The following is a 23,357-nucleotide window of genomic DNA, read 5'->3' on the forward strand; positions in this document are numbered from 1 at the left end:
CTGGCGCCCCGCAGGGGGTACTTCAGCTGTTCCCGACCCCCAGCACCCCGCGCAGCTGCTTCGGCAGCAGGGTGTCGCAGGACTGCTTCGCCTCGTGGGTCAGGGCGTCGTTCACGCACGTGTAGTAGTCGCGGTAGACGAACTGGACGGTGAAGGTCGAGGCGACGAGCATCAGGGCCAGGGACGCCGTCACCAGGCCGCCCACCGCCGCCGTCACCTGGGGGCGGCCGGCGCCGGGGGCCGGCCGGGCGTCCGGGCCCGGGGTCCGGGGCTTGGCGCGCAGGGCGCTGACGCCCCAGTACAGGGCCAGCACACCCAGGAGCAGGGACACGTACGGCCAGCTGAACAGGGCGAAGAAGACCGCCCACATGCCCGACAGGAGGGCGTAACGGGCGCGGCGCTGGGCCGGGTCCGTCGGGTCCCAGCGCATGCCGCCGCCGGCCGGGCCGCCGCCGGGGCCCTGGGGACCGCCACCGGGCCGCTCGCCGAAGCCGCCGCCGGGGGAGCGGCCGGGCTGCCGGTCGCTCCACTGGCCGCCCCACGGGGAGCCGCCCTCGGGGCCGCCCCGGCCGCCGTCCCCGGAGTCGCCCGGGCCCGAGTCCGCACCCGACGATCCTCCGTGGTGCCGGGGGCGCCACGGGTTGTCCGGGGTGCCCTCCGGGGGCGGGGCGAAGGGGTTGTCGTCCTGCTGCCCAGCGCCGCGTCCCTCGCCGTCCCGGTCTCCTCCGCGCGGCGCCTGCGGCGGCGAGGACGGCCGCTCCCGCAGCAGTGCGGTGCCGCGCCCGCTCTCGCCTCCCTGGGCCGGGCGCGGAGTGAACGTGCGGAGTCGCAGGCTGCGATGGGGCATCAAGAGAGCGTCTTCCCCTGGGTGAATTCGGCTGTCCGACGTGAGCTTCCACCCCGGAAACGCATGGCACACCGCGTGCGTTCCCGAGCCGGTTCCTCCCGAACGCTACCTTCCGGCCACGCCCCCGTCCCGAGGGGGCCGTCCAGTGTGCCGGTATCGTTGCTGGCGGTCGGCTGCTTCGTAGAGTTCCCCGTATCCGGGGGTGCGAAGCATTCGTACGAATGTACAAGACCGGGATAAGCCGAACAGAACCGAGAAAGGGCCCCATCGTGGCCGCCACCCCCGCTGCCCCCGCGGTCAAGCGCCTCGTGGTGCTGGTCTCCGGATCCGGCACCAATCTTCAGGCGCTCCTCGACGAGATCGCGCGCACCGGAGCCGAGCAGTACGGCGCCGAGATCGCCGCCGTAGGGGCCGACCGTGACGGCATCGAGGGGCTCGCCCGGGCCGAGCGTGCCGGGCTGCCGACCTTCGTGCGGAAGGTCAAGGACTACGACACCAGGGACGCGTGGGACGCGGCGCTCGCCGAGGCCGTCGCCGCCCACGAGCCCGACCTCGTCGTCTCCGCCGGGTTCATGAAGATCGTCGGGAAGGAGTTCCTGGCGCGGTTCGGCGGGCGGTTCGTCAACACGCACCCCGCCCTGCTGCCCAGCTTTCCCGGGGCCCACGGCGTGCGCGACGCGCTCGCGTACGGCGCCAGGGTCACCGGCTGCACCGTCCACTTCGTCGACGACGGCGTCGACACCGGCCCGATCATCGCCCAGGGCGTGGTCGAGATCCGGGACGAGGACGACGAGAGCGCGCTGCACGAGCGCATCAAGGAAGTCGAGCGAAGGCTGCTCGTCGAGGTCGTGGGGCGCCTCGCCCGCAACGGCTATCGCATTGAGGGACGAAAGGTAGTTATCCAGTGACCGCCCAGACCAGCGACAGCAGCAGCAAGCGGGCCATCCGTCGCGCGCTCGTCAGCGTCTACGACAAGACCGGGCTGGAAGAGCTAGCGCGGGGGCTGCACGAGGCCGGCGTCCAGCTCGTCTCCACCGGGTCGACGGCCTCCCGGATCGCCGCCGCCGGCGTCCCCGTCACCAAGGTCGAGGAGCTGACCGGCTTCCCCGAGTGCCTGGACGGCCGGGTCAAGACCCTGCACCCGAAGGTGCACGCGGGCATCCTCGCCGACCTGCGCCTGGACAGCCACCGCGAGCAGCTCGCCGAGCTGGGCGTGGAGCCGTTCGACCTCGTCGTCGTCAACCTCTACCCGTTCCGCGAGACCGTCGCCTCCGGCGCCTCGGACGACGAGTGCGTGGAGCAGATCGACATCGGCGGCCCGTCGATGGTCCGCGCCGCCGCCAAGAACCACCCCTCCGTCGCCGTGGTCACCAGCCCCGAGCGCTACGCCGACGTCCTCGCGGCCGTCAAGGACGGCGGCTTCGACCTCACCGCCCGCAAGCGGCTCGCCGCCGAGGCCTTCCAGCACACCGCGTCCTACGACGTGGCCGTCGCCTCGTGGTTCGCGCGCGGCTACGCTCCCGTCGACGACTCGCCGTTCCCCGACTTCCTCGGCGCGACCTTCGAGCGCGAGAACACCCTGCGCTACGGCGAGAACCCGCACCAGCCGGCCGCCCTCTACGTCGACGGCAGGGGTGGCCTCGCGGCCGCCGAGCAGCTGCACGGCAAGGAGATGTCGTACAACAACTACACGGACACGGACGCCGCGCGCCGTGCCGCGTACGACCACGACGAGCCGTGCGTCGCGATCATCAAGCACGCCAACCCCTGTGGCATCGCGGTCGGTTCGGACGTCGCCGAGGCGCACCGCAAGGCGCACGCCTGCGACCCGGTCTCGGCCTACGGCGGCGTGATCGCCGTGAACCGTCCGGTCAGCAAGGAGATGGCCGAGCAGGTCGCGGACATCTTCACCGAGGTCATCGTCGCCCCGGACTACGAGGAGGGGGCCCTCGAAGCCCTCACCAAGAAGAAGAACATCCGCGTCCTGAAGGCTCCGAGCGCCCCCTGCAACCGGGTCGAGGCCAAGCAGATCGACGGCGGCGTCCTGCTCCAGGTCACCGACCGCCTCCAGGCCGACGGCGACGACCCGGCCAACTGGACGCTGGCGTCCGGCGAGGCACTGTCCCCCGAGGAGCTGGCGGACCTCGCCTTCGCCTGGAAGGCCTGCCGGGCCGTCAAGTCCAACGCCATCCTGCTCGCCAAGGGCGGCGCCTCGGTCGGCGTCGGCATGGGCCAGGTCAACCGCGTCGACTCCTGCAAGCTCGCCGTCGAGCGGGCCGGGGAGGAGCGCGCGCGTGGCTCCTACGCCGCCTCCGACGCCTTCTTCCCCTTCCCCGACGGCCCCGAGATCCTGATCGGCGCGGGCGTCCGGGCGATCGTCCAGCCGGGCGGCTCGATCCGCGACGAGCAGGTCGTCGAGGCCGCGAAGAAGGCGGGCGTGACGATGTACTTCACGGGTACGCGTCACTTCTTCCACTGAGTGCCCTCAACGCGTGACGGCCTCCGGCCCTCCCCCGAGGGAGCCGGAGGCCGTCGGTCTGTCGGTCAGCAGGGACGCAGGGAGTAGATCGGGTCCCACGTCGCCGTGCCGGACTCGTAGGCCGTGGACGTCCAGCGGACGCTGCCGTCCTGGTTGAAGAACTTCGCGACCGTGCCCGGCGTCTGGTTGTTGATGAACGGGCCGTCGCCGGTCCAGTTCGAGACGGTCCAGGTCTGGCACTTGTAGAAGTCGAAGTTGGTGCCGTTGACGGTCATGCACAGGTGACCGTAAGCGCAGTTCAGGTCCTTGGCGCTCATCCTGCCCCGCGGGGCCTTCGTGACGGTCAGGCCGTCGTAGCGGACCTGGTCGGCGGAGGACGAGAGCACCTTCGGGTGCCCGGCGAGGACGTGGTCGGCGACCTGCTGGACGCCGGTGACCCGGGTGCCGTCCGGGGCGCTGTCGGCGACGGCCGCGACCGTGGAGCCGGCGACGAGGGCGGTGGCCGCGACGAGAAGCGCGGCGGGCTTGACGATGTTCACGTGTTCCCCCATGTGAACGGTGCTGCATGAACGGTGTGGTCACTCCGCCGTGGCGGAGTGGTCTCCACCCTCACAGCGCCCGCCGCCCGCCGGTACCTGTGAAGTCTCAGGGTCACTTCTTGCCCGGGGGCGCGTACTCCTTGAGGTAGTGGGCGACACGGGCGCAGTAGTCGCGGTACTTCGGGGGAACTCCGCCCGTGTCGTTCACCTTCTCGACCGAGGTGCGGTAGCCGGCGGAGACCAGCACCCGTTTGTCGCCGGGGAGGCCGGACTTCAGGTGGTTGTCGATATAGCACAGGTAGCGACCCATGGCCGGGACGGAGACGGACGGGGTCAGCGGCGGCGTGGGGGTCGCCGACGCGGGGACGCCGTCGTCCCGCATCCACCAGCGCAGGACGGCGGGGGTCCAGCGGGCGATGCCGAACTCCTGCTTGCCGGGGTCGGAGAGGTTCGGGTCGAAGTCGCTCTCGGACTTCAGCATCGCCGCGATGAGCGCGGGCGTGACATCGGGCTCGGAGCAGGCGTGGGCGGAGTCCACGATCAGACGGCGGTACCGCACCGGAACGCCTTGGTCGGTACGGAGTTCGGAGGCGCCGTAACGTGCCTGGGCGGCACTGACGCCGCTCCCGTCCGAGCCTTCGTGCGTGGTTGCGTCGCCGGGCCAGGCACTGATGCCGTAGGCGAGGGCCGCGGCGGCGAGGAGGCCCGCGACCGCGGCCGGCAGGCGTCTGCGGCGCCGGAACAGACGCGGCAGACGGAGCAGGCGCGACGGATCGCCCGTGCCCGCCGCCGCCTCGACCCGGCGCAGCAGCGGCTCCGTCGTGATGCGGTCGGCGTGCGTGCGGGCCAGGCAGTCGCGGACGATCTCCCGCCAGGCGTCCGGGAGTTCGGGCGACAGGCGCAGCGCTTCGGTGCCGCGCGCGTAGCTCATCGCCGCGTCGCGCCGAGCCGTCGGGGTCGCGCCGGGGAGCGGGAAGGCGCCGGTGAGGACGAGGTGGGCGAGCACGCCGAAGGCCCAGACGTCGGCCGAGGGGCGGATGCGGCGGCCGCGGTCGCCGATCTCCGCCCACAGCAGCTCGGGCGGGGTGTAGTCGGGGGTGGAGAAGGCGGGGGTGTAGGCGTGGGTGCCCTCCAGCTCGGCGGCCATGTTGAAGTCGCCGAGCCGGGCCGAACCGTCCGGCATCAGCAGCACATTGGCCGGTTTCAGGTCTCCGTGCACCCAGCCCGCCGCGTGCAGCTGGGCCAGGCCCTCGCAGATCTGGGCGAGCAGGACGGGGCCGGCGTCCGGGCGCGGGGCGGCGGCGAGCAGGACGGACAGGGAGCCCTCGGCCTTCTCCAGGACGAGGACCGTGGCGCCGTCGAGGACGGGGCGGCCGGGGTCGTCCACGACGAGCGTGTCGTACATGCGGAGCAGGCGCGGCCGCTCCAGGCGGCGGTACAGCGTGACCTCGCGCTCCACGAGCTCGCGCAGATGGGACAGCTGGCGCGGGGTGTTGGTGCCGGTGGGCAGGAACTTCAGCGCGGCGGAGTCGGGGAGGTCCCGCGACCGCTCGGTGCGGCGGGCGGCGTAGACGCTGCCGAACGCGCCCGTCGCGATCGGCTCGCGCACCTCCCAGGCGCCGACCCGGTAACCCCTGGGGACGGGGACGGCGTACGGCTCGGTCACCGGCCCGCCCGGCTCGCGGAGCCGGACAGGACGACGAGGTCCTCCTCCCGCACCACGTCGAAGCGGAGCGCCAGCGAGACCAGGGACTCCTTCTTGCCGTTGAGGCGGGGGCCCGGATCGGCGCTCTCCGGGCCGGGTTTGAGGCGCAGCTTCACGGCCAGGTAGTCGATGTTCCACTGCACCGAGGTGCGCGAGGCGGCCGGCCAGGCGGGGCGCAGCCGGTCCACGACCTGGTCGACGGTGGGCAGCGGGGCGTGCGGGTCGCCGCGCAGCCGCGATTCGCACAGGGCGGCCAGGACGGAGAAGTAGCGCTTCGTGCGGTCGACGGAGAACGCGGCCGCGGTGGCCTCGCCGTCCGGCTCCGCGTCGTCGTCCAGGTAGTCGTGGCGCGGCGCCCACACCTCGATCGGCAGCAGATCGCCGGCGGCGGGCAGCACGATCCGGGAGAACTCGAAGGGGACGGGCGCGTCGAGGCGGCCCGGGCCCACCTTGATGTGCTCACCGGCGCCCTCGGGGTTCTCCACGACGTACGTCTGCCGCGCGGACAGGTTGCTCAGTATCCAGAACGTGCCCTGCGCGGCGATCTCGCCCGCCCGGCGCGAGACCCCGTCGTGCGGGATCGGCAGACCGCTGCCGGGGGCGCGCCCGAAACTGAGGCGCTCGCCGGGGGCGAGCCGGATCTGCTGGCGGTCGTCCTCCGTGGTCGGCGGAGGTACGACGATGATGCTGTACACGGCGTGTCTCCCCGTGCCTGACGGATAGCCGGGTCGGACAGTACGGCTACCCCGGCCAGCCTAGGGGGACACACCGGGGCCGCGCCTCCCCCTTGACGGGTGAGACGCGGCCCGTGGCGGTGATGTGGCGAGAAATCGCTCAGTAGCGCAGGCGGTTGAACCACGCCTTGCCGTTGGCGCCACCGACGAAGCAGGCGACCAGGATCGCCAGCACCGTGTGGACGAGGCCCACGACGACGAACGGGTACAGGCCGAGGACCGCGGTGATGATGCTGAACACCATGGTGGTGATGCGGACGCCGTTGCCGCCGGTGTTGAACTTCGCGGCGAGGACGGCCCCGAAGATGCCCCAGGCGAGCGCGAACACCGCCATGGCCACCAGGATGCCGGTGCCGTAGTCGGCGAACTTCTGGAACTGGGAGTCGTTCTGGAGGGTGCTGTCCTTCTTCGCGTGGTTCACGATCGCCGCGTAGAAGACGAACAGCGCCACGCCGATCACCTGCAGGCCGACGATCACCCACAGCATCACGCGGGCTCCGCTGACGTTGCCCGGCATCGCGGTCATCGGGGCGCCCATGCCGTACGGCTGCTGGGCGGGCGGGGCCTGCGGATAGCCGTACCCCGGCTGCTGGCCCTGCGGGTAGCCGTAGCCCTGCTGCTGGGGCGGCGGGCCGTACGGGTTGTTCGGGTCGCCGTAGCTCATGGCGGTGTTCCTCCGTTTGGTCGAGTGCGGGGACGAGGCGCGGCACTGCACGGAGGAAGCGTTTCTACAGATGCGGTCCGTCCCCCCGATGAGCTGCCCGCTGCACTGTGCCCTCATCGTTCTTGACCGGATATGGGCTTGTCCAGCCGAGGAGCGGAGGTGTTGTGCAAGTGCAACACAGTTGATCAACAGTTGGGCGGGATGGTACGGCGGCCGGGTACCCGGATTGGAACCGGGGGCGGGTCATCCGCGAGGATAGGGGTATGACCGCCCAGATTCTCGATGGCAAGGCCACCGCAGCCGCGATCAAGTCCGATCTGACCGCCCGCGTGGCGGCGCTGAAGGACAAGGGCGTCACGCCCGGCCTCGGCACGATCCTGGTCGGGGACGACCCCGGCAGCCAGAAGTACGTCGCCGGCAAGCACCGCGACTGCGCGCAGGTCGGCATCGCCTCCATCCAGCGCGAACTGCCCGCAACCGCCACCCAGGAGGAGATCGAGGCGGTCGTCCGCGAGCTCAACGAGGACCCGGCCTGCACCGGCTACATCGTCCAGCTGCCGCTGCCCAGGGGCATCGACGAGAACCGCGTCCTGGAGCTGATGGACCCGGCCAAGGACGCCGACGGCCTGCACCCGATGAACCTCGGCCGCCTCGTCCTCGGCGAGCCCGCGCCGCTGCCCTGCACCCCCAACGGCATCCTCACCCTGCTGCGCCGCCACGGCGTCGAGATCAAGGGCGCCGAGGTCGTCGTCGTCGGGCGGGGCGTGACCATCGGGCGGCCGATGCCGCTGCTGCTCACCCGGCGCAGCGAGAACGCCACCGTGACCCAGTGCCACACCGGCACCCGCGACCTGTCCGCCCACCTCAAGCGGGCCGACATCATCATCGCGGCGGCCGGCTCCCCGCACCTGATCCGCGCCGAGGACGTCAAGCCGGGCGCCGCCGTCCTGGACGTCGGTGTCTCCCGCAACGCCGAGGGCAAGATCGTCGGCGACGTCCACCCGGACGTGACCGAGGTGGCCGGCTGGATCTCCCCGAACCCCGGCGGTGTCGGCCCGATGACCCGGGCGCTCCTGCTGGTCAACGTGGTCGAGGCGGCGGAGCGCAGTGCCGGCCGATGACGCCCGCGCGGGGGCCCTCGCCCGCGCCGGCCGCGAGCCGCACCAGGATTCCGGGGAGCAGCCCGCGAAGACCACGCGCCGTTTTCCGCGGATCACCCGGGACACCGCCCGGCCCGAGGGCGGCGGCCGGGCCGCGTCGGGTGCCTCGCCGGCCCCGGCCCGGCAGTGGCCGATGCTGGTCGTGGTGGGCACGGTCGCGCTCGGCCTCCTGCTGACCGCGCTCGGCACGTTCCGCTTCGGCACCCTGCTGATCGGCGCCGCCCTGCTGGCCGGTGCGGTCATGCGCTGGTTCGTGCCGAGCGTCGGCATGCTCGCCGTCCGCTCCCGGTTCACGGACATCGTCACCTACGGCGTCCTCGGCCTCGCGATCGTCCTGTTCGCGATGATGGTCCAGCCGAATCCGTGGCTGCACGTCCCGTTCCTGAAGGATCTCCTGCACGTCACGCTCAGCAACAACTAGCCCCGCTGCCGCCGATGGCCCGCCTCCCCCGGGGGACGCGGGCCATCGGCGCGTCCCCCGGCCGGTCCGCCGCGGCGTCCGCGCGCCGCCCGTGCCCCCGTGCGCTCCCACTGCGGGAACTGGGATCCTTAGGCACGGCATCCTTGTGGGTAGCCAGGACGGGACGTACCGGGGGAGAGCAAGGGGGGAAGCGATGCCTCGTTGGAAGGACCTGCCCGAGGATCTGGACCCGCAGATCAAGGAGTTCACCAGTCAGATACGGCGGTTGGTGGACCGCAGCGGACTGAGCGTCGCCGCGCTGGCCGACCGCACGGGCTACAGCAAGACGTCCTGGGAGCGTTACCTGGGCGGCCGGCTCCTCGCGCCGAAGGGCGCGGTCGTGGCGCTCGCCGAGGTGACCGGCACCAGTCCCGTCCACCTGACCACGATGTGGGAACTGGCCGAACGAGCCTGGAGCCGGGCGGAGATGCGGCACGACCGCACCATGGAGGCGATCCGTATCTCCCAGGCCCGCGCGGCACTGGGCGAGTTCGGCGCGGCGGAGGCCACCGGGGGGCCGTCGGGGCAGGGGCTGTCGGGTCTGTCCGGCCGGAAGAACGGCAGCGTCACGGCGACTCCGGGCATCGCCGGACCGGCCGGCGTGTCGCCGACGATTCCCGTGCAGCCCTCGGGACCGGACGCGGACGTCCGGGGCGGGGCGGGGCGCGGTGCGGCCGGCGGCGCGGGCAGCGGCCTCGCCGACGGCGCGGGCAGCGGCGGCGGCTCGGCCGAGAGCGGGGACGCCGGCTCCGAAGCGGCTTCCGGCCGTGACTCCGTGAACTCCTGGGGCCTGGCCGGGTATCAGGGCCCGTCCAGGACGAGCCCCCGGCTCGGCGGGGGTGCCGGGGCCGGCGCGGGTGCCGGGGCCGGCTCCGGGTCCGCCCCGGGGGCCGGGGCGCGCGATGCCGGGGTGGCCGACGGGTCCGCCCCGCCGCCGGGCGGCCCGGCGCCGTACGACGCCGCCCGGCCCGCCGGGGGGAGCGGGAGGCGGCAGCAGGTGACGATGTTCCTCGCGGGGCTCGTCGGCGTGCTCGTCATCATCGGCGGCGTCTTCTTCTTCACCCATCGCGACGGCGGCAGGCACCAGGACGCGGCCAAGCCGCCGTCGCCCACCGCCGACCGGAACACGAGCCCGCCGCCCGGGGTCAAGTGCGCCGGATCCGCGTGCACCGGCAAGGACGCCGAGGCCATGGGGTGCAGCGGCGACCTGGTGAGCACCGCCAAGACAGCCGCCGTCGGCACCGCCACCCTGGAGGTCCGCTACAGCAAGGCCTGCGGCGCCGCCTGGGGCCGGATCACCGGCGCCACGCAGGGCGACAGGGTGGAGGTCTCGGCCGGTACGGTCCGCCAGTCGGGGCGGATCACCGCCGTGGGCGACGCCATCGCCTACACCCCGATGGTCGCCGTGCAGGACGCGGCACAGGCCAAGGCGTGCGCGACCCTCGCCTCTGGGCGGACGGGGTGCACGAAGTGACGGGCGTACGGGGTGCACAATGCGGCGAAACGGAGGAAACCGCACCCGCGTGACATCGCGCGGGTGAAATTCCGGGACGGGCGTGCATGGCCCGGCGGATCCTGGGCACGCGAACGGTACCCCCCACGGGAGTCCGGCCAGCCCGGTACCTCCCCCCATCGGCGGCCGCCACCGTCCCCCTCTCCCGGACCGGCGGCCGCCGCTTCGTTCGGCCGGGCCGGGAGACAGGTCGGGCCAGGTCATGGGCAGTTCGCGGCCGAGCAGGGGCCGAGCCGGGGCCGGGCGACGGCCGGGACTCCGTCGGGTGGCCGCCTTGTGGGGCGAGCCACACGGCCCGGTACATCTCGCATGCCGGATGCGCGATAGCCTGACCGCTGGATCGATCTCTTGACGCCAAGAGATCGATCATCGCCCGGGGCCGGGAAGCCCCACCGCCAGCTGTCCTTACGGAGAACGCCATGACCCGCACTCCCGTGAACGTCACCGTCACCGGCGCGGCCGGCCAGATCGGTTACGCCCTGCTCTTCCGCATCGCCTCCGGCCAGCTGCTCGGCGCGGACGTGCCGGTCAAGCTGCGCCTCCTGGAGATCACGCCCGCGCTGAAGGCCGCCGAGGGCACCGCGATGGAGCTGGACGACTGCGCCTTCCCGCTGCTCCAGGGCATCGAGATCTCCGACGACCCGAACGTCGCCTTCGACGGCGCCAACGTGGCCCTGCTCGTCGGCGCCCGCCCCCGCACCAAGGGCATGGAGCGCGGCGACCTGCTGGAGGCCAACGGCGGCATCTTCAAGCCGCAGGGCAAGGCCATCAACGACCACGCGGCGGACGACATCAAGGTCCTCGTCGTCGGCAACCCGGCCAACACCAACGCGCTCATCGCGCAGGCCGCCGCGCCGGACGTCCCGGCCGAGCGCTTCACCGCGATGACCCGCCTCGACCACAACCGCGCACTGACCCAGCTCGCGAAGAAGACGGGCACCACGGTCGCCGACATCAAGCGCCTGACCATCTGGGGCAACCACTCCGCCACGCAGTACCCGGACATCTTCCACGCCACGGTCGCCGGCAAGAACGCCGCCGAGACCGTGAACGACGAGAAGTGGCTGGCCGAGGAGTTCATCCCGACCGTCGCCAAGCGCGGTGCCGCGATCATCGAGGCCCGTGGCGCGTCCTCCGCCGCGTCCGCCGCCAACGCCGCCATCGACCACGTGCACACCTGGGTCAACGGCACGGCCGAGGGCGACTGGACCTCCATGGGCATCCCGTCGGACGGCTCCTACGGCGTCCCGGAGGGTCTCATCTCCTCCTTCCCGGTCACCACCAGGAACGGTGCGTACGAGATCGTCCAGGGCCTGGAGATCAGCGAGTTCTCCCGCACCCGCATCGACGCGTCCGTGCAGGAGCTGGTGGAGGAGCGCGAGGCGGTTCGCGCGCTCGGCCTCATCTGAGCGACGCACTCGGCGAGTTCGCCGTAGAAGACCTGATACGGCCACAGGCCCCGGAGTGTTCCGGGGCCTGTGGCTCGTGCGTGGTGCGTGGCGCGCTCAGCGCACGTCGACGTAGTCGTACGCGTCGGCGGCGGACGAGGTGCTGTTGCCCGCGTAGTGGAAGCGCCAGGTGCCGTCCGCCGAGGCGGTGACCGTGGTCTTCAGGTAGCCGCCGGACGACGACGTGACCGTCTTGACGGTGCTGTAGGAGCTCGCGCCCGCCTTCTTGAACTGCAGCTGGACGGACTGGCTGCCGTAGCCGTAGTACTTCAGGTAGGTCCAGCTCGCCCGGTTCAGCGTGCCGGTGACCGTGATCGTCCTGCCCTTGGAGACCGGCTCCGGGCCCGCGTTGAAGCCGCTGAAGTTGGCGGCGCGCTTCACCCAGTGGTTCTTGTACGTGTTCTTCTGGACGTAGTCGGAGTCGTTGCCGACGGCCCACGCCGCGACGTTCCACTTGCCGTTCAGGGAGCTGTCGTACAGGTCGCTGGTGGGATCGACCGTGATGGTGATCTTGCAGGTGGCGGCGGTGGCGCTCCACTTGTCGCACGTGGCGTCCTGGTCCGTGGCGAGGACGCCGTCCACGTCGGGGTTGTCGCCGTCGATGCTGGTGCCGTGCCACAGGAAGGCGCCGGCGGTGTAGATGCCGGACGGGTCGTTCGCGGTCACGTAGATGTTGAAGGACTTCTTGCCGACGCCCACGACGAGGTCCGTGTCGGCGTTGACGGTGACCTTGGTGATCTTGGTGTCGCCCTGGACGTCGTCGGCCGGGACGGCGGCCACGGAAGGTGCCGCCGCCAGCTTCGCGGCGGTGCCCGCCGGGTTGTCGGCCGCGTGCGCGGCCGGGGCGACGAGAGAGGTGAGCGCCACGGCACCGGACACGGTCGCGGTGGCCAGGCTGGCTCGAATGCGCATCTGCGTTCCCCAAGTGGACAGCGTGCCGCACGCTCAGTGGGGGGTTGCGTGGCGGCACGAGAGTGATGTGGAGCCTGTTGGCTCGGATGCGGAGACTCGCGAAGGTAAGAAACGGTTGTATGCGAGGTGAAGGAATTTCAAGCACGGGGTGACCGCGCACGCCTTCGGCTCTCACCCGTTCGCGGCGCGTGCGAGGCGCCCCGGCGCCGCCGCTCCTAGCGTGGCCTCCATGACGACCGTCCGTGTTTCCCCCGCCGCCGCCCCGCAGACCGACCCCTCGGCCGTCCAGCCCGTCGGCTACTGGACCTGGGTCGCCCATCAGGCCGTCGTCCGCCATCTGCGCGGCGCGCTGGCCGGGATCGATCTCACCCAGCCGCAGTGGTGGATCCTGAAGGACATCGCCGCCGAAGACGCTCCCCGCACCCGGGCCGAGCTGCAGGACCGGCTCGCCGCGCACCTCGACTCCGGGCCGGAGGAGATCGGGCGGGCCGTCGACACCCTGGTCGCCCGTGCCTGGCTGAGCGTCGACGGGGCCGGCCGCGTGCGCACCACCGACGCCGGCCGGGAGGCCACCCGGCGTGCCGTCGACGTCCTGCGGCGGGTGCGCGCCGAGATCCACGAGGGTGTCCCCGAGGAGGACTACGCCATCACACTGGACGTCCTGCGCCGGATGATCCGCAACCTCGGCGGGCGGGCCGACGACCTGAACCCCTGACGGCCCCGGGAGAACGCGTGCGCGGCGGGACCCTCCCCGCCGTGCACGCGTTCCTTCGTGCTGCCCACCCGCACTGCCCGTCCCCCCGTTGTCCGGCAGTGAGGCCACCCGTCCGTCCGGCACGCACTGTGCGGCGCCCATGGACTGAGCGCAGCGGTCCGACTCGCACCCTTCTGTCCCTTTTGGGGCGTACTTTCGGTGACACGGCGCACTTTCGACCACCGATTACGCATGGCCGCTCGTCGGCCCGGGCAGGCGGACGCGGTCCCCGAGCGTGGCAGGTGTGTGACGCAGGGGCATGGATCAGGAACGGAAGGCAACACCGAACATGGCGAACGGAACGGCACGACAGGCCCAGGCGACCATCCACGCGGGGGGAGAGTGGCTGGCAGCGGTCTCGGGTGCGACACGCGAGATCCTGGACCCCGCGGACGCCCGGCCGTTCGCCGTGGTCGCCGAGGGTGACGAGAAGGATGCGGAAAGGGCCGTCGCGGCGGCCCGGCAGGCTTTTGACCAGGGGCCCTGGCCCGCCACCCCTGTCGCCGAGCGCGCGGCCCTGCTGCGCCGCGTCGCCGACCTGCTCGTGCGCGACCGCGAGGCGCTCGGCCTGCTGGAGAGCCGGGACGCGGGCAAGACCGTGGAAGAGGGACGCGTCGACATCGACTGCGTCGCCGACGCCTTCCGCTACTTCGCCGACCTGGTCGCCGCCGAGGCGCCCGGCCGGGTCGTGGACGCGGGGTCCAGCGACATCCACAGCGTCGTCGTGCACGAGCCCGTCGGCGTCTGCGCGCTCATCACGCCCTGGAACTACCCGCTGCTCCAGGCCAGTTGGAAGATCGCCCCGGCGCTCGCGGCCGGCAACACCTTCGTGCTCAAGCCCAGCGAGATCACCCCGATGACCACCATCGCGCTGATCGAACTGCTCGCCGAGGCCGGGCTGCCCGACGGGGTCGCGAACCTCGTCACCGGCCCCGGCCACACCGTCGGCGCCCGGCTCGCCGAGCACCCCGACGTCGACCTGGTCTCCTTCACCGGCGGCCTGGTCAGCGGCGTCAAGGTCGCCCAGGCCGCCGCGCCCACCGTGAAGAAGGTCGCGCTCGAACTCGGCGGCAAGAACCCCAACGTCGTCTTCGCCGACGCCTGCGCCACGGACGAGGGCTTCGACACCGCCGTCGACCAGGCACTCAACGCCGCCTTCATCCACAGCGGCCAGGTCTGCTCGGCCGGCGCCCGGCTCATCGTCGAGGAGTCGGTCAGGGACCGCTTCGTCACCGAACTCGCCCGCCGGGCCCAGAAGATCAGGCTCGGGCGCGGCACCGCCGACGGCGTCGAGTGCGGTCCGCTCGTCTCCGCGCAGCAGCGCGAGAAGGTGGAGGGCTACGTCGCCTCCGCGCTCGCCGAGGGTGCGGTGCTGCGCTGCGGCGGCAAGCGGCCGGAGCCGAGCGAGGTCCGCCCGGAGTCCGGGTACTTCTACGAGCCCACGATCCTCGACGCCTGCCACCGCGAGATGAGGGTCGTCCGGGAGGAGGTCTTCGGGCCCGTCCTCACCGTCGAGACCTTCCGCACCGAGGACGAGGCCGTCCGGCTCGCCAACGACACCGAGTACGGCCTCGCGGGCGCCGTCTGGACCGCCGACGCGGGCCGGGCCCGCCGGGTCGCGGGGCGGCTGCGCCACGGCACGGTCTGGATCAACGACTTCCACCCCTACCTCCCGCAGGCGGAGTGGGGCGGCTTCGGCAGGAGCGGCACCGGCCGCGAGCTGGGCCCCGCCGGACTCGCCGAGTACCGCGAGGCCAAGCACGTCTACCAGAACCTCGCGCCCCGGCCCGTGCGCTGGTTCGCCGGCTGACCCCCTCAACGTCCCCACGCAGCAAGTCCGTTCGGAGTACCCCCATGTCCCACACCCCCTCCCGCCTCTACGACTACGTCGTCATCGGCGGCGGCACGGCCGGCTCGGTCATCGCCTCCCGCCTCACCGAGAACCCCGGCGTCAGCGTCGCCGTCATCGAGGGCGGCCCCACCGACGTCGGCCGCGACGACGTCCTCACCCTGCGCCGCTGGATGGGCCTGCTCGGCGGCGACCTCGACTACGACTACCCGACCGTCGAGCAGCCGCGCGGCAACTCCCGCATCCGGCACAGCCGCGCCCGCGTCCTCGGCGGCTGCTCCTCGCACAACACCCTGATCTCCTTCAAGCCGCTGCCGTCCGACTGGGACGAGTGGGAGGAGGCCGGCGCCAAGGGCTGGAGCGCCGTGCCGATGGAGGCGTACTTCGCCCGGCTGAAGAACAACATCGTCCCGGTCGACGAGAAGGACCGCAACGCCATCGCCCGCGACTTCGTCGACACCGCCCAGGCGGCGCTCGGCGTCCCGCGCGTCGAGGGCTTCAACAAGAAGCCCTTCACCGACGGCGTCGGCTTCTTCGACCTCGCCTACCACCCCGAGAACAACAAGCGCTCCTCCGCCTCGGTGGCGTACCTGCACCCGGTGATGGACGAGCGCCCCAACCTCCACATCTACCTGGAGACCTGGGCCTACCGGCTGGAGCTGGCCGGCACCCGCGCCGAGGGCGTCCATGTGCGCACCAAGGACGGCGAGGAACTGCTCATACGGGCCCGCAACGAGGTCGTGCTGTGCGCCGGAGCCGTCGACTCCCCGCGCCTGCTCATGCACTCGGGCATCGGCCCGCGCCAGGACCTGGAGGCCCTCGGCATCCCGGTCGTCCACGATCTGCCGGGCGTCGGCGAGAACCTGCTCGACCACCCCGAGTCGGTCATCGTCTGGGAGACCCACGGACCGATCCCGGAGAACTCCGCGATGGACTCCGACGCGGGCCTGTTCGTGCGCCGCGACCCCGAGCACGCGGGCCCGGACCTGATGTTCCACTTCTACCAGATCCCGTTCACGGACAACCCGGAGCGGCTGGGCTACGAACGCCCCGCGCACGGCGTCTCGATGACCCCGAACATCCCCAAGCCCAAGTCCCGCGGCCGCCTGTACCTGACCAGCGCCGACCCCGAGGTCAAGCCCGCGCTGGACTTCCGGTACTTCACCGACGAGGACGACTACGACGGCCGGACCCTGGTCGACGGCATCCGCATCGCCCGCGAGATCGCGAAGTCCGAGCCGCTGGCCGGCTGGCTCAAGCGCGAGGTCGCCCCCGGCCCTGAGGTCACCGGCGACGAGGAGCTGAGCGAGTACGCCCGCAAGGTCGCGCACACCGTCTACCACCCGGCCGGCACCTGCAAGATGGGCGCCGACGACGACGAACTCGCCGTGGTGGACCCAGAGTTGAGGATTCGTGGTATGCAGGGCATCCGGATCGCCGACGCGTCCGTCTTCCCGACGATGACCGCCGTGAACCCGATGATCGGGGTGCTGATGGTCGCAGAGAAGGCCGTCGACCTGATCGGGGACAAGGCCGTCGAGCTGGGCGGTGATGCCCGATGAGCGCCACCGTCCCCACTCGCAAGCCGCCCACCGCGACCGGCACCGACACGCCCGTCTTCTCCGTCTCGGGCCTGTGGAAGGTCTTCGGCCCGAAGGCGGAGCGCGTCCCCGCCGACGCCGAACTCACCGCGCTGGACCCCGCCGGCCTGCGCGCCCGCACCGGCTGCACGGCCGCCGTCCGGGACGTCTCCTTCGACGTCCGCAAGGGCGAGGTCTTCGTCGTCATGGGCCTGTCCGGCTCCGGCAAGTCCACCCTGGTGCGCTGCCTGACCCGGCTCATCGAGCCGACCGCCGGCACGATCGCCATCGACGGCGAGGACGTCCGCGCCATGGACAAGGCCCGGCTGCGCGAACTGCGCCGGCACCGTGCCGCCATGGTCTTCCAGCACTTCGGCCTGCTCCCGCACCGCACCGTCCTCGACAACGTCGCCTACGGCCTGGAGATCCAGGGCATCGGCAAGGCCGAGCGCCGCGCCCGCGCCGCCGAGGTCGTCAAGAAGGTCGGCCTGGAGGGCATGGAGAAGCGCCGGCCCAGCCAGCTCTCCGGTGGCCAGCGCCAACGCGTGGGCCTGGCACGGGCGTTGGCGGTCGACCCCGAGGTGCTGCTCTTCGACGAGCCCTTCAGCGCCCTCGACCCGCTCATCCGCCGTGACATGCAGGACGAGGTGGCCCGGCTGCACCGCGAGGAGGGCCGCACGATGGTCTTCATCACCCACGACCTCGCCGAGGCCCTCAAGCTCGGCGACCGGATCGCCCTGATGCGCGACGGCGAGGTCGTCCAGCTGGGCACCCCCGAGGAGATCGTCGGCTCCCCGGCCGACGACTACGTGCGCGAGTTCGTCCGGGACGTCCCGCGCGAGCAGGTCATGACGGTCCGCACCGCCATGCGCCCGGCCGCGGCCGACGAGGACGGCGGCCCGGCCGTCCGCCCCGACGCCACCGTCGCCGAGGCCATCGAGGCCGTCGCCCGGTCGGGCGCCCCGGCCCGCGTGATGGACGAGGGCACGTGCCTGGGCGTCGTCGACCACGAGCGGCTGCTGGACGTGGTCGCCGGTGTCACGGGCGAGCCGAGCACCACCCCGGAGGCCGTCTGATGGCAGCGCTCACCCTGTCGGCCGTCCGCGGCGCCGAACCGAAGATCCTCAGGAGCCGGGCCGCGGGCAAGCTCCTGCTGCTCGCCCTCCTCACCGCCGTCCTGCTGCCCGTCCTCGGCCGCTGGGGCAACGGCGCCTGGCCGCACGAGCTGACCGTCAGCCTGGCGGGGCCGCTGACGTCGGCCAGTAACTGGGTCATCGACAACCGGGACAGCCACCCCCTGTTCCTGTACTTCTTCGGCTACATCAGCAACGCCGTCGTCCTCTCCGTGCGCGCCGTCTACCTCACCCTGCTCGCCCTGGGCTGGACCGGCGTCACGGTCCTCGGCGCGCTGGTCGCCTGGCGCGTCGCCGGGGTCCGGCTCGCCGCCGGCACGGCCGCCGCGTTCCTGGCGTGCGGCGCGCTCGGCATGTGGGTGCCGACCATGCAGACCCTCGCGCTGATGGTCGCGGCCGTGCTCGCGTCCGTGCTCGTGGGCGTGCTGCTCGGGCTCGCCGCGGGCCTGTCCGACCGCCTCGACCGCGCCCTGCGCCCGGTCCTGGACACCATGCAGGTACTCCCGGCCTTCGCCTACCTCCTCCCCGTCGTCCTGGTCTTCGGCATCGGCGTCCCCGCGGCCGTCCTCGCCACCGTCGTCTACGCCGCCCCGCCGATGGCCCGCCTCACCGCGCTCGGCCTGCGCGGCGCCGACCCCGAGGTCCTGGAGGCCGTGGAGTCCCTCGGCGCCACCCGCCGCCAGCGGCTGCTGACCGCCCGGATCCCGCTGGCCCGGGGGGAGCTGCTGCTCGGCCTCAACCAGACGATCATGATGGCGCTGTCCATGGCCGTCATCGCCTCGGTCATCGGCGCCGGAGGCCTCGGCGACCGCGTCTACCAAGCCCTCGCCTCCGTCGACGTCGGCCAGGCCCTCGCGGCCGGCATTCCGATCGTGCTGCTCGCGATCGTCCTGGACCGCGTGACCGCGGCCGCGGGCGAGGACCGTACGGCGCGAACGGCGCAGCCCGGGGCGCCCCGCACGATCGGCTGGGTGTACGCCCTCGCCGTCACCGCGGCCGTCGCCCTCGCCGCCCGTCTGCTGCACGGCCTGAACTGGCCCACCGGCTGGACCCTCGGCATCGCCGCGCCGGTGAACAGCGCCGTCGACTGGATGACCGCCCACCTCTACTCCGGCGTCCCGGTCATCGGCGGCACCGCCGACTGGGCCGGCCACTTCACCACCTGGGTCCTGGACCCGGTCCGCGGCGGTCTGCAGTGGCTGCCCTGGTGGTCCGTGCTGCTGATCGTCGCCGCGCTCGCCTGGCTGATCGGCACCTGGGCCACTGCCCTGACCGCCGTCCTCGCGATGGCCGCGATCGGCGTGCTCGGCGTCTGGGACCCGGCCCTCGACACCCTCTCCCAGGTGCTGGCCGCCGTCGCCGTCACCCTGGTCCTCGGCTTCGCGACCGGCATCGCCGCCGCCCGCAGCGACCGCGTCGAACGCGCCCTGCGCCCGGTCCTGGACGTGTTCCAGACGATGCCGCAGTTCGTGTACCTGATCCCGGTCGTCGCGCTGTTCGGCGTCGGCCGCGCCCCGGCCGTGGCGGCCGCCGTCGTCTACGCCCTGCCCGCCGTCGTCCGGATCACCGCGCAGGGCCTGCGCCAGGTCGACCCGGCCGCGCTGGAGTCGGCGCGCTCGCTCGGCGCGACCGGCCGCCAGCAGCTGTGGCAGGTCCAACTCCCGCTCGCCCGGCGCTCGTTGCTGCTCGCCGTCAACCAGGGCGTGGTCCTGGTCCTCGCCGTCGTCATCATCGGCGGTCTGGTCGGCGGCGGCGCCCTCGGCTACAACGTCGCCTTCGGCCTCGCCCAGGGCGACCTCGCCACCGGCCTGGTGGCCGGTGCCGCCATCGTCTGCCTGGGCCTGATGCTGGACCGGGTGACCCAGCCGACCGAACGCCGCGCGAGGAAGGGAGCCTGACATGCGCGTACGTACGACCGTCCCGGCCGCCCTCGCCGTGCTGGGGCTCGCCACCGGCTGCGGCGCCGCCGACATGACCAAGCAGGCCTCGCCGTTCGCCAACGCGCAGGGCACGAAGTCCGTGACCCTGTCCGTGCAGTCCTGGGTGGGCGCGCAGTCCAACGTGGCCGTCGCCCAGTACCTCCTGGAGCACAAGCTCGGCTACCGCGTCGACACCGTCCAGGTCGACGAGGTGCCCGCGTGGGACGCGCTCAGCCAGGGCCGCGTCGACGCGATCCTGGAGGACTGGGGCCACCCGGACCAGGAGAAGCGGTACGTCGAGGACAAGAAGACCATCGCCCGCGCCGGCGACCTCGGCGTGACCGGCCACATCGGCTGGTTCGTGCCGACCTACCTGGCGAAGCAGCACCCCGACATCACGGACTGGAAGAACCTGAACAAGTACGCCGGTCTCTTCCGCACCCCGGAGAGCGGCGGCAAGGGCCAGCTGATGGACGGCTCCCCGTCCTACGTCACCAACGACAAGGCCCTGGTCGGCAATCTGAAGCTGGACTACCAGGTGGTCTTCGCCGGTTCCGAGGCCGCGCAGATCACCCAGATGAAACAGTTCGCCAAGGAGCAGAAGCCCTTCCTGACCTACTGGTACTCGCCCCAGTGGCTGTTCAAGAAGGTCCCCATGACGGAGGTGAAGCTGCCGCCGTACAAGGACGGCTGCGACGCGGACGCGGCGAAGGTCGCCTGTGCCTACCCGCACACCCCGCTGCAGAAGTACCTCAACGCGGACTTCGCCAGGTCGGGCGGCAAGGCGGCGGCCTTCCTGAAGAAGTTCCGGTGGACGACCGAGGACCAGAACGAGGTCTCCCTGATGATCGCCGACCAGAAGCTGTCCCCGCAGGACGCCGCGAGGAAGTGGGTGGACAGCCACCCCGACGTGTGGAGGAAGTGGCTGTCCTGAACCGCCCTACTCCGCCTGCTGTTTCATCAGCTGTTCCGCCATCCCCCGCAGCGCCAGCGCCGCCCAGCGCTGCAGTCCCGGTCCGAACGTGATGCGGGTGGCCCCGAGTTCGCCGAGTCCGGCGAGCGAGGGGCCGCCGCCGTCCAGGTGGCCGTGGACGTTGACCGGGCCCTGGATGCCGGAGCGCAGCAGCGGCAGTACGTCCTCGGGGGCGCGGATCGGGAAGATGCAGTCCGCGCCCGCCGCCACGTACAACACGGCTCGCTCGATGGCCCGTTCGGGATCCTTCTCGCCGCGCAGGAAGGTGTCGACGCGGGCGTTGAGGAACAGCCGGTCGCCCGCGGCCGCGCGGAACTCGGCGAGGAACTCCGCCTGCTCGTGCGGGTCCTTGAGAACACCCCCGGCGGAGTCCTCAAGGTTGCAGCCGACGGCGCCCGCCTCCAGCAGCCGTTCCACGATCTCCCGCGGTGCGAGCCCGTATCCGGCCTCGATGTCCGCCGACACCGGCACGTCCACGGCCCGGGTGATCCGGGCGACCGCCGCGAACATCTCGTCGGCCGGGACCGCCCCGTCCTCGTACCCGAGCGAGGCGGCCACGCCCGCGCTCGGCGTGGCCAGCGCCGGGAACCCGGCCGCCGCGAACACCCGCGCGCCGGCCGCGTCCCACGGGCCGGGCAGGACCAGGGGATCGCCCGGGGCGCGCCCCAGGTGCAGCGCGCGGAACTCCTCGACCGTGCCGCCACGGCTCACGCGTGCTGCCCCGGCCGGTAGTGGCCGGGCACCATCCGGGTGCTCACGCCGATCCGGTTCCAGGCGTTGATCACCGTGATCGCGGCGATCAGCTGGGCCAGCTCGGGCTCCTCGAACCGCTTCGCGGCCCGCTCGTACACCTCGTCCGGCACGAAGCCGTCGGTCAGGACGGTGATCGCCTCGGTCAGCTCGATCGCCGCCAGTTCCTTCTCCGTGTAGAAGTGCTTCGACTCCTCCCACGCGCTGAGCTGCACGATCCGCTCCACGCGCTCACCGGCCGCGAGCGCGTCCTTGGTGTGCATGTCGAGGCAGAACGCGCAGTGGTTGAGCTGCGAGGCGCGGATCTTGACCAACTCGTACAGCGTGGGGTCCAGCCCCCGCCGGGCGGCGGCGTCCAGCCGGACCATCGCCTTGTAGACCTCGGGCGCGTGCTCGGCGAACTGCATCCGGGGCGTGTGCTCGGCGACGTACTCGGCCTGCTTCTCGGTGCTGATGTCGTTACTGATGTCAGTGCTCATGCCGTCGACCCTACGAGCGAGGCAGCCCAGGAGTATGGTCCATTTCCATGGCGAAACCTTGGGCCACTCTCGGCGTCGACCTCCACCTCGAACCGACCGGCGCGGGCGGGCTGCGCCGGGGCCTGACGGACGCCCTGCGCGACGCCGTCCGCACCGGCCGCCTCGCCCCCGGCACCCGGCTGCCGTCCTCCCGCAGCCTCGCCACCGACCTCGGCATCGCCCGCAACACCGTCGCCGAGGCCTACGCCGACCTGGTCGCCGAGGGCTGGCTCACCGCCCGCCAGGGCTCCGGCACCCGCGTGACCGAAAGAGCCGCCGTCACCCCGGCGGATCCGGCGCGCAGCGGTGCGGCGGCCCCACGGCACACGGCACCGGCGCGCCCCACGTACAGCCTCCTGCCCGGGACCCCCGACCTGGCCGCCTTCCCGCGCGCCGCGTGGCTGAAAGCCGCCCGCCGCGCCCTGGCCACCGCCCCGCACGACGCCCTCGGCTACGGCGACCCGCGCGGCCGCCCCGAACTGCGCACCGCCCTCGCCGGCTACCTCGCCCGCGTCCGCGGCGTCCGCACCGACCCCGAGACCCTCATCGTCACCTCGGGCTTCGCCCACGCCCTGCGGATCATCGGTCCCGTGCTCGCCGCGCGCGGGGTGCGCGCGGTGGCGGTGGAGTCGTACGGCCTGGACGTGTACCGGCGCCTGCTCCGGCAGGCGGGCCTCGCGACACCCCCGCTCCCGTACGACGAACTCGGCACGGACCCCCGGGTGCCGGGCGACGCCGGCGCGGTCCTGCTCACCCCCGCCCACCAGTTCCCGATGGGCCTGCCGCTGCACTCCGACCGGCGGGCCGCCGTCGTGGACCGGGCACGGCGCACCGGCGGGCTGATCCTGGAGGACGACTACGACGGCGAGTTCCGCTACGACCGCCAGCCCGTCGGCGCGCTCCAGGGCCTGGACCCCGACCACGTGATCTACTTCGGCACCGCCAGCAAGTCCCTCGTCCCCGGCCTGCGTCTGGGCTGGATGGCACTGCCGCCCGCTCTGGCCCAGGAGGCGATCGAGGCCAAGGGCACGCACGACACCGTGGGGGTGCTGGAGCAGCTCACCCTCGCCGAGTTCATCACCTCCGGCGCGTACGACCGCCAGGTCCGCTCCGCCCGCCAGCGCTACCGGCGCCGCCGCGACGCCCTGGCCGAGGCGGTCGCCGCCCGCGCCCCCGAGGTCACGGTCACGGGCATCGCCGCCGGCCTGCACGCCCTCCTGCGCCTGCCGCCGGGCCTGGAGGAGTCGGTGGTCCAGGCCGCCGCCTGGCAGGGCCTGGCCCTCCAGGGCCTGTCCTTCCACCGCCACCCGGAGGCGGCCGCCGAGCCGCTGGACGCGCTGGTGGTGGGGTACGCGACCCCGCCGGACAGCGCGTGGGCGGGCGCACTGGAGGCCCTGTGCAGGGTGCTGCCCTGACGACA

General features: G+C 72.6%; 21 protein-coding genes. 13 read left to right on the top strand and 8 right to left on the bottom strand.

The genetic code is table 11. The features are described from left to right. Positions 1-22: 22 nt before the first annotated feature. Positions 23-847 (bottom strand): hypothetical protein, encoded by an 825-nt coding sequence (locus ACZ4MF_RS27870; RefSeq protein WP_467494626.1) that lies wholly within the window; start codon positions 845-847, stop codon positions 23-25. A 269-nt stretch (positions 848-1,116) separates the two neighbouring features. Here ACZ4MF_RS27870 and purN point away from each other — a divergent pair, with 269 nt between their 5' ends. Both purN and purH read left to right on the top strand, forming a co-directional pair. Then, positions 1,117-1,755 (top strand): phosphoribosylglycinamide formyltransferase, encoded by a 639-nt coding sequence (gene purN, locus ACZ4MF_RS27875; RefSeq protein WP_467494627.1) that lies wholly within the window; start codon positions 1,117-1,119, stop codon positions 1,753-1,755. Next, the gene (purH, locus tag ACZ4MF_RS27880; protein ID WP_467494628.1) at positions 1,752-3,326 is read left to right on the top strand and encodes a bifunctional phosphoribosylaminoimidazolecarboxamide formyltransferase/IMP cyclohydrolase; all 1,575 of its coding nucleotides are present in this window, start codon (positions 1,752-1,754) and stop codon (positions 3,324-3,326) included. The genes purN and purH overlap by 4 nt, the downstream gene beginning before the upstream one ends. Positions 3,327-3,391: 65 nt before the next feature. On the opposite strand, the gene ACZ4MF_RS27885 is transcribed toward purH, so the two are convergent. The 4 genes from ACZ4MF_RS27885 to ACZ4MF_RS27900 all read right to left on the bottom strand — a co-directional run bounded on the left by ACZ4MF_RS27885 (position 3,392) and on the right by ACZ4MF_RS27900 (position 6,968). After that, on the bottom strand, positions 3,392-3,877 hold the full coding sequence (locus ACZ4MF_RS27885; RefSeq protein WP_356030153.1) for a hypothetical protein: 486 nt from the start codon (positions 3,875-3,877) through the stop codon (positions 3,392-3,394). A gap of 100 nt (positions 3,878-3,977) precedes the next feature. Further along, positions 3,978-5,531 (bottom strand): serine/threonine protein kinase, encoded by a 1,554-nt coding sequence (locus ACZ4MF_RS27890; protein ID WP_467494629.1) that lies wholly within the window; start codon positions 5,529-5,531, stop codon positions 3,978-3,980. Further along, on the bottom strand, positions 5,528-6,265 hold the full coding sequence (locus tag ACZ4MF_RS27895) for an FHA domain-containing protein (protein WP_467494630.1): 738 nt from the start codon (positions 6,263-6,265) through the stop codon (positions 5,528-5,530). Before ACZ4MF_RS27895 ends, ACZ4MF_RS27890 begins: the two co-directional genes overlap by 4 nt. A 139-nt stretch (positions 6,266-6,404) precedes the next feature. Next, positions 6,405-6,968, bottom strand: coding sequence for a hypothetical protein (locus ACZ4MF_RS27900; protein WP_467494631.1), 564 nt, complete (start codon positions 6,966-6,968; stop codon positions 6,405-6,407). Between the two features lie 263 nt (positions 6,969-7,231). Here ACZ4MF_RS27900 and ACZ4MF_RS27905 point away from each other — a divergent pair, with 263 nt between their 5' ends. The 4 genes from ACZ4MF_RS27905 (at position 7,232) to ACZ4MF_RS27920 (ending at position 11,510) form a co-directional block, all read left to right on the top strand. Further along, the gene (locus tag ACZ4MF_RS27905) at positions 7,232-8,089 is read left to right on the top strand and encodes a bifunctional methylenetetrahydrofolate dehydrogenase/methenyltetrahydrofolate cyclohydrolase (protein WP_467494632.1); all 858 of its coding nucleotides are present in this window, start codon (positions 7,232-7,234) and stop codon (positions 8,087-8,089) included. Continuing rightward, positions 8,076-8,549: a DUF3017 domain-containing protein gene (locus ACZ4MF_RS27910; protein ID WP_467494633.1), complete on the top strand. Its 474-nt coding sequence runs from the start codon at positions 8,076-8,078 to the stop codon at positions 8,547-8,549. The genes ACZ4MF_RS27905 and ACZ4MF_RS27910 overlap by 14 nt, the downstream gene beginning before the upstream one ends. A 193-nt stretch (positions 8,550-8,742) precedes the next feature. Then, complete coding sequence (locus tag ACZ4MF_RS27915; RefSeq protein WP_467494634.1) at positions 8,743-10,062, top strand: helix-turn-helix domain-containing protein; 1,320 nt, start codon at positions 8,743-8,745, stop codon at positions 10,060-10,062. 458 nt (positions 10,063-10,520) lie between these two features. Beyond that, the gene (locus ACZ4MF_RS27920; RefSeq protein WP_467494635.1) at positions 10,521-11,510 is read left to right on the top strand and encodes a malate dehydrogenase; all 990 of its coding nucleotides are present in this window, start codon (positions 10,521-10,523) and stop codon (positions 11,508-11,510) included. Positions 11,511-11,606: 96 nt separating this feature from the next. Here the strand turns inward: ACZ4MF_RS27920 and ACZ4MF_RS27925 are convergent, their stop codons facing one another. Further along, the gene (locus ACZ4MF_RS27925; RefSeq protein ID WP_467494636.1) at positions 11,607-12,461 is read right to left on the bottom strand and encodes a DUF5707 domain-containing protein; all 855 of its coding nucleotides are present in this window, start codon (positions 12,459-12,461) and stop codon (positions 11,607-11,609) included. A gap of 229 nt (positions 12,462-12,690) precedes the next feature. Here ACZ4MF_RS27925 and ACZ4MF_RS27930 point away from each other — a divergent pair, with 229 nt between their 5' ends. From ACZ4MF_RS27930 to ACZ4MF_RS27955, 6 genes are all read left to right on the top strand, one after another. Beyond that, positions 12,691-13,176, top strand: a complete 486-nt coding sequence (locus ACZ4MF_RS27930; protein ID WP_467494637.1) for a MarR family winged helix-turn-helix transcriptional regulator — start codon at positions 12,691-12,693, stop codon at positions 13,174-13,176. Between the two features lie 328 nt (positions 13,177-13,504). Then, on the top strand, positions 13,505-15,025 hold the full coding sequence (locus tag ACZ4MF_RS27935; RefSeq protein ID WP_467494638.1) for an aldehyde dehydrogenase family protein: 1,521 nt from the start codon (positions 13,505-13,507) through the stop codon (positions 15,023-15,025). Positions 15,026-15,069: 44 nt separating this feature from the next. After that, positions 15,070-16,626: a GMC family oxidoreductase gene (locus ACZ4MF_RS27940; RefSeq protein ID WP_467494639.1), complete on the top strand. Its 1,557-nt coding sequence runs from the start codon at positions 15,070-15,072 to the stop codon at positions 16,624-16,626. Next, a complete protein-coding gene (locus ACZ4MF_RS27945; RefSeq protein ID WP_467494640.1) occupies positions 16,623-17,720 on the top strand; it encodes a quaternary amine ABC transporter ATP-binding protein in 1,098 nt (365 codons plus the stop codon). The genes ACZ4MF_RS27940 and ACZ4MF_RS27945 overlap by 4 nt, the downstream gene beginning before the upstream one ends. Continuing rightward, entirely contained in the window at positions 17,720-19,675 is a 1,956-nt protein-coding gene (locus ACZ4MF_RS27950) for an ABC transporter permease (RefSeq protein WP_467494641.1), read from the top strand. The genes ACZ4MF_RS27945 and ACZ4MF_RS27950 overlap by 1 nt, the downstream gene beginning before the upstream one ends. 1 nt (position 19,676) lies before the next feature. Beyond that, complete coding sequence (locus tag ACZ4MF_RS27955; protein ID WP_467494642.1) at positions 19,677-20,630, top strand: ABC transporter substrate-binding protein; 954 nt, start codon at positions 19,677-19,679, stop codon at positions 20,628-20,630. Between the two features lie 6 nt (positions 20,631-20,636). On the opposite strand, the gene ACZ4MF_RS27960 is transcribed toward ACZ4MF_RS27955, so the two are convergent. Together ACZ4MF_RS27960 and ACZ4MF_RS27965 are read right to left on the bottom strand one after the other, a co-directional pair. Beyond that, positions 20,637-21,380 carry an isocitrate lyase/PEP mutase family protein gene (locus ACZ4MF_RS27960; protein ID WP_467494643.1) on the bottom strand — a complete coding sequence of 248 codons (744 nt, stop codon included), beginning with the start codon at positions 21,378-21,380 and terminating at the stop codon, positions 20,637-20,639. After that, a complete protein-coding gene (locus tag ACZ4MF_RS27965) occupies positions 21,377-21,898 on the bottom strand; it encodes a carboxymuconolactone decarboxylase family protein (RefSeq protein ID WP_467494644.1) in 522 nt (173 codons plus the stop codon). The genes ACZ4MF_RS27960 and ACZ4MF_RS27965 overlap by 4 nt, the downstream gene beginning before the upstream one ends. A gap of 47 nt (positions 21,899-21,945) precedes the next feature. Here ACZ4MF_RS27965 and pdxR point away from each other — a divergent pair, with 47 nt between their 5' ends. Then, positions 21,946-23,352, top strand: coding sequence for a MocR-like pyridoxine biosynthesis transcription factor PdxR (gene pdxR, locus ACZ4MF_RS27970; protein WP_467494645.1), 1,407 nt, complete (start codon positions 21,946-21,948; stop codon positions 23,350-23,352). Positions 23,353-23,357 lie beyond the last annotated feature (5 nt).

Source organism: Streptomyces sp. NPDC025793, assembly GCF_055558375.1.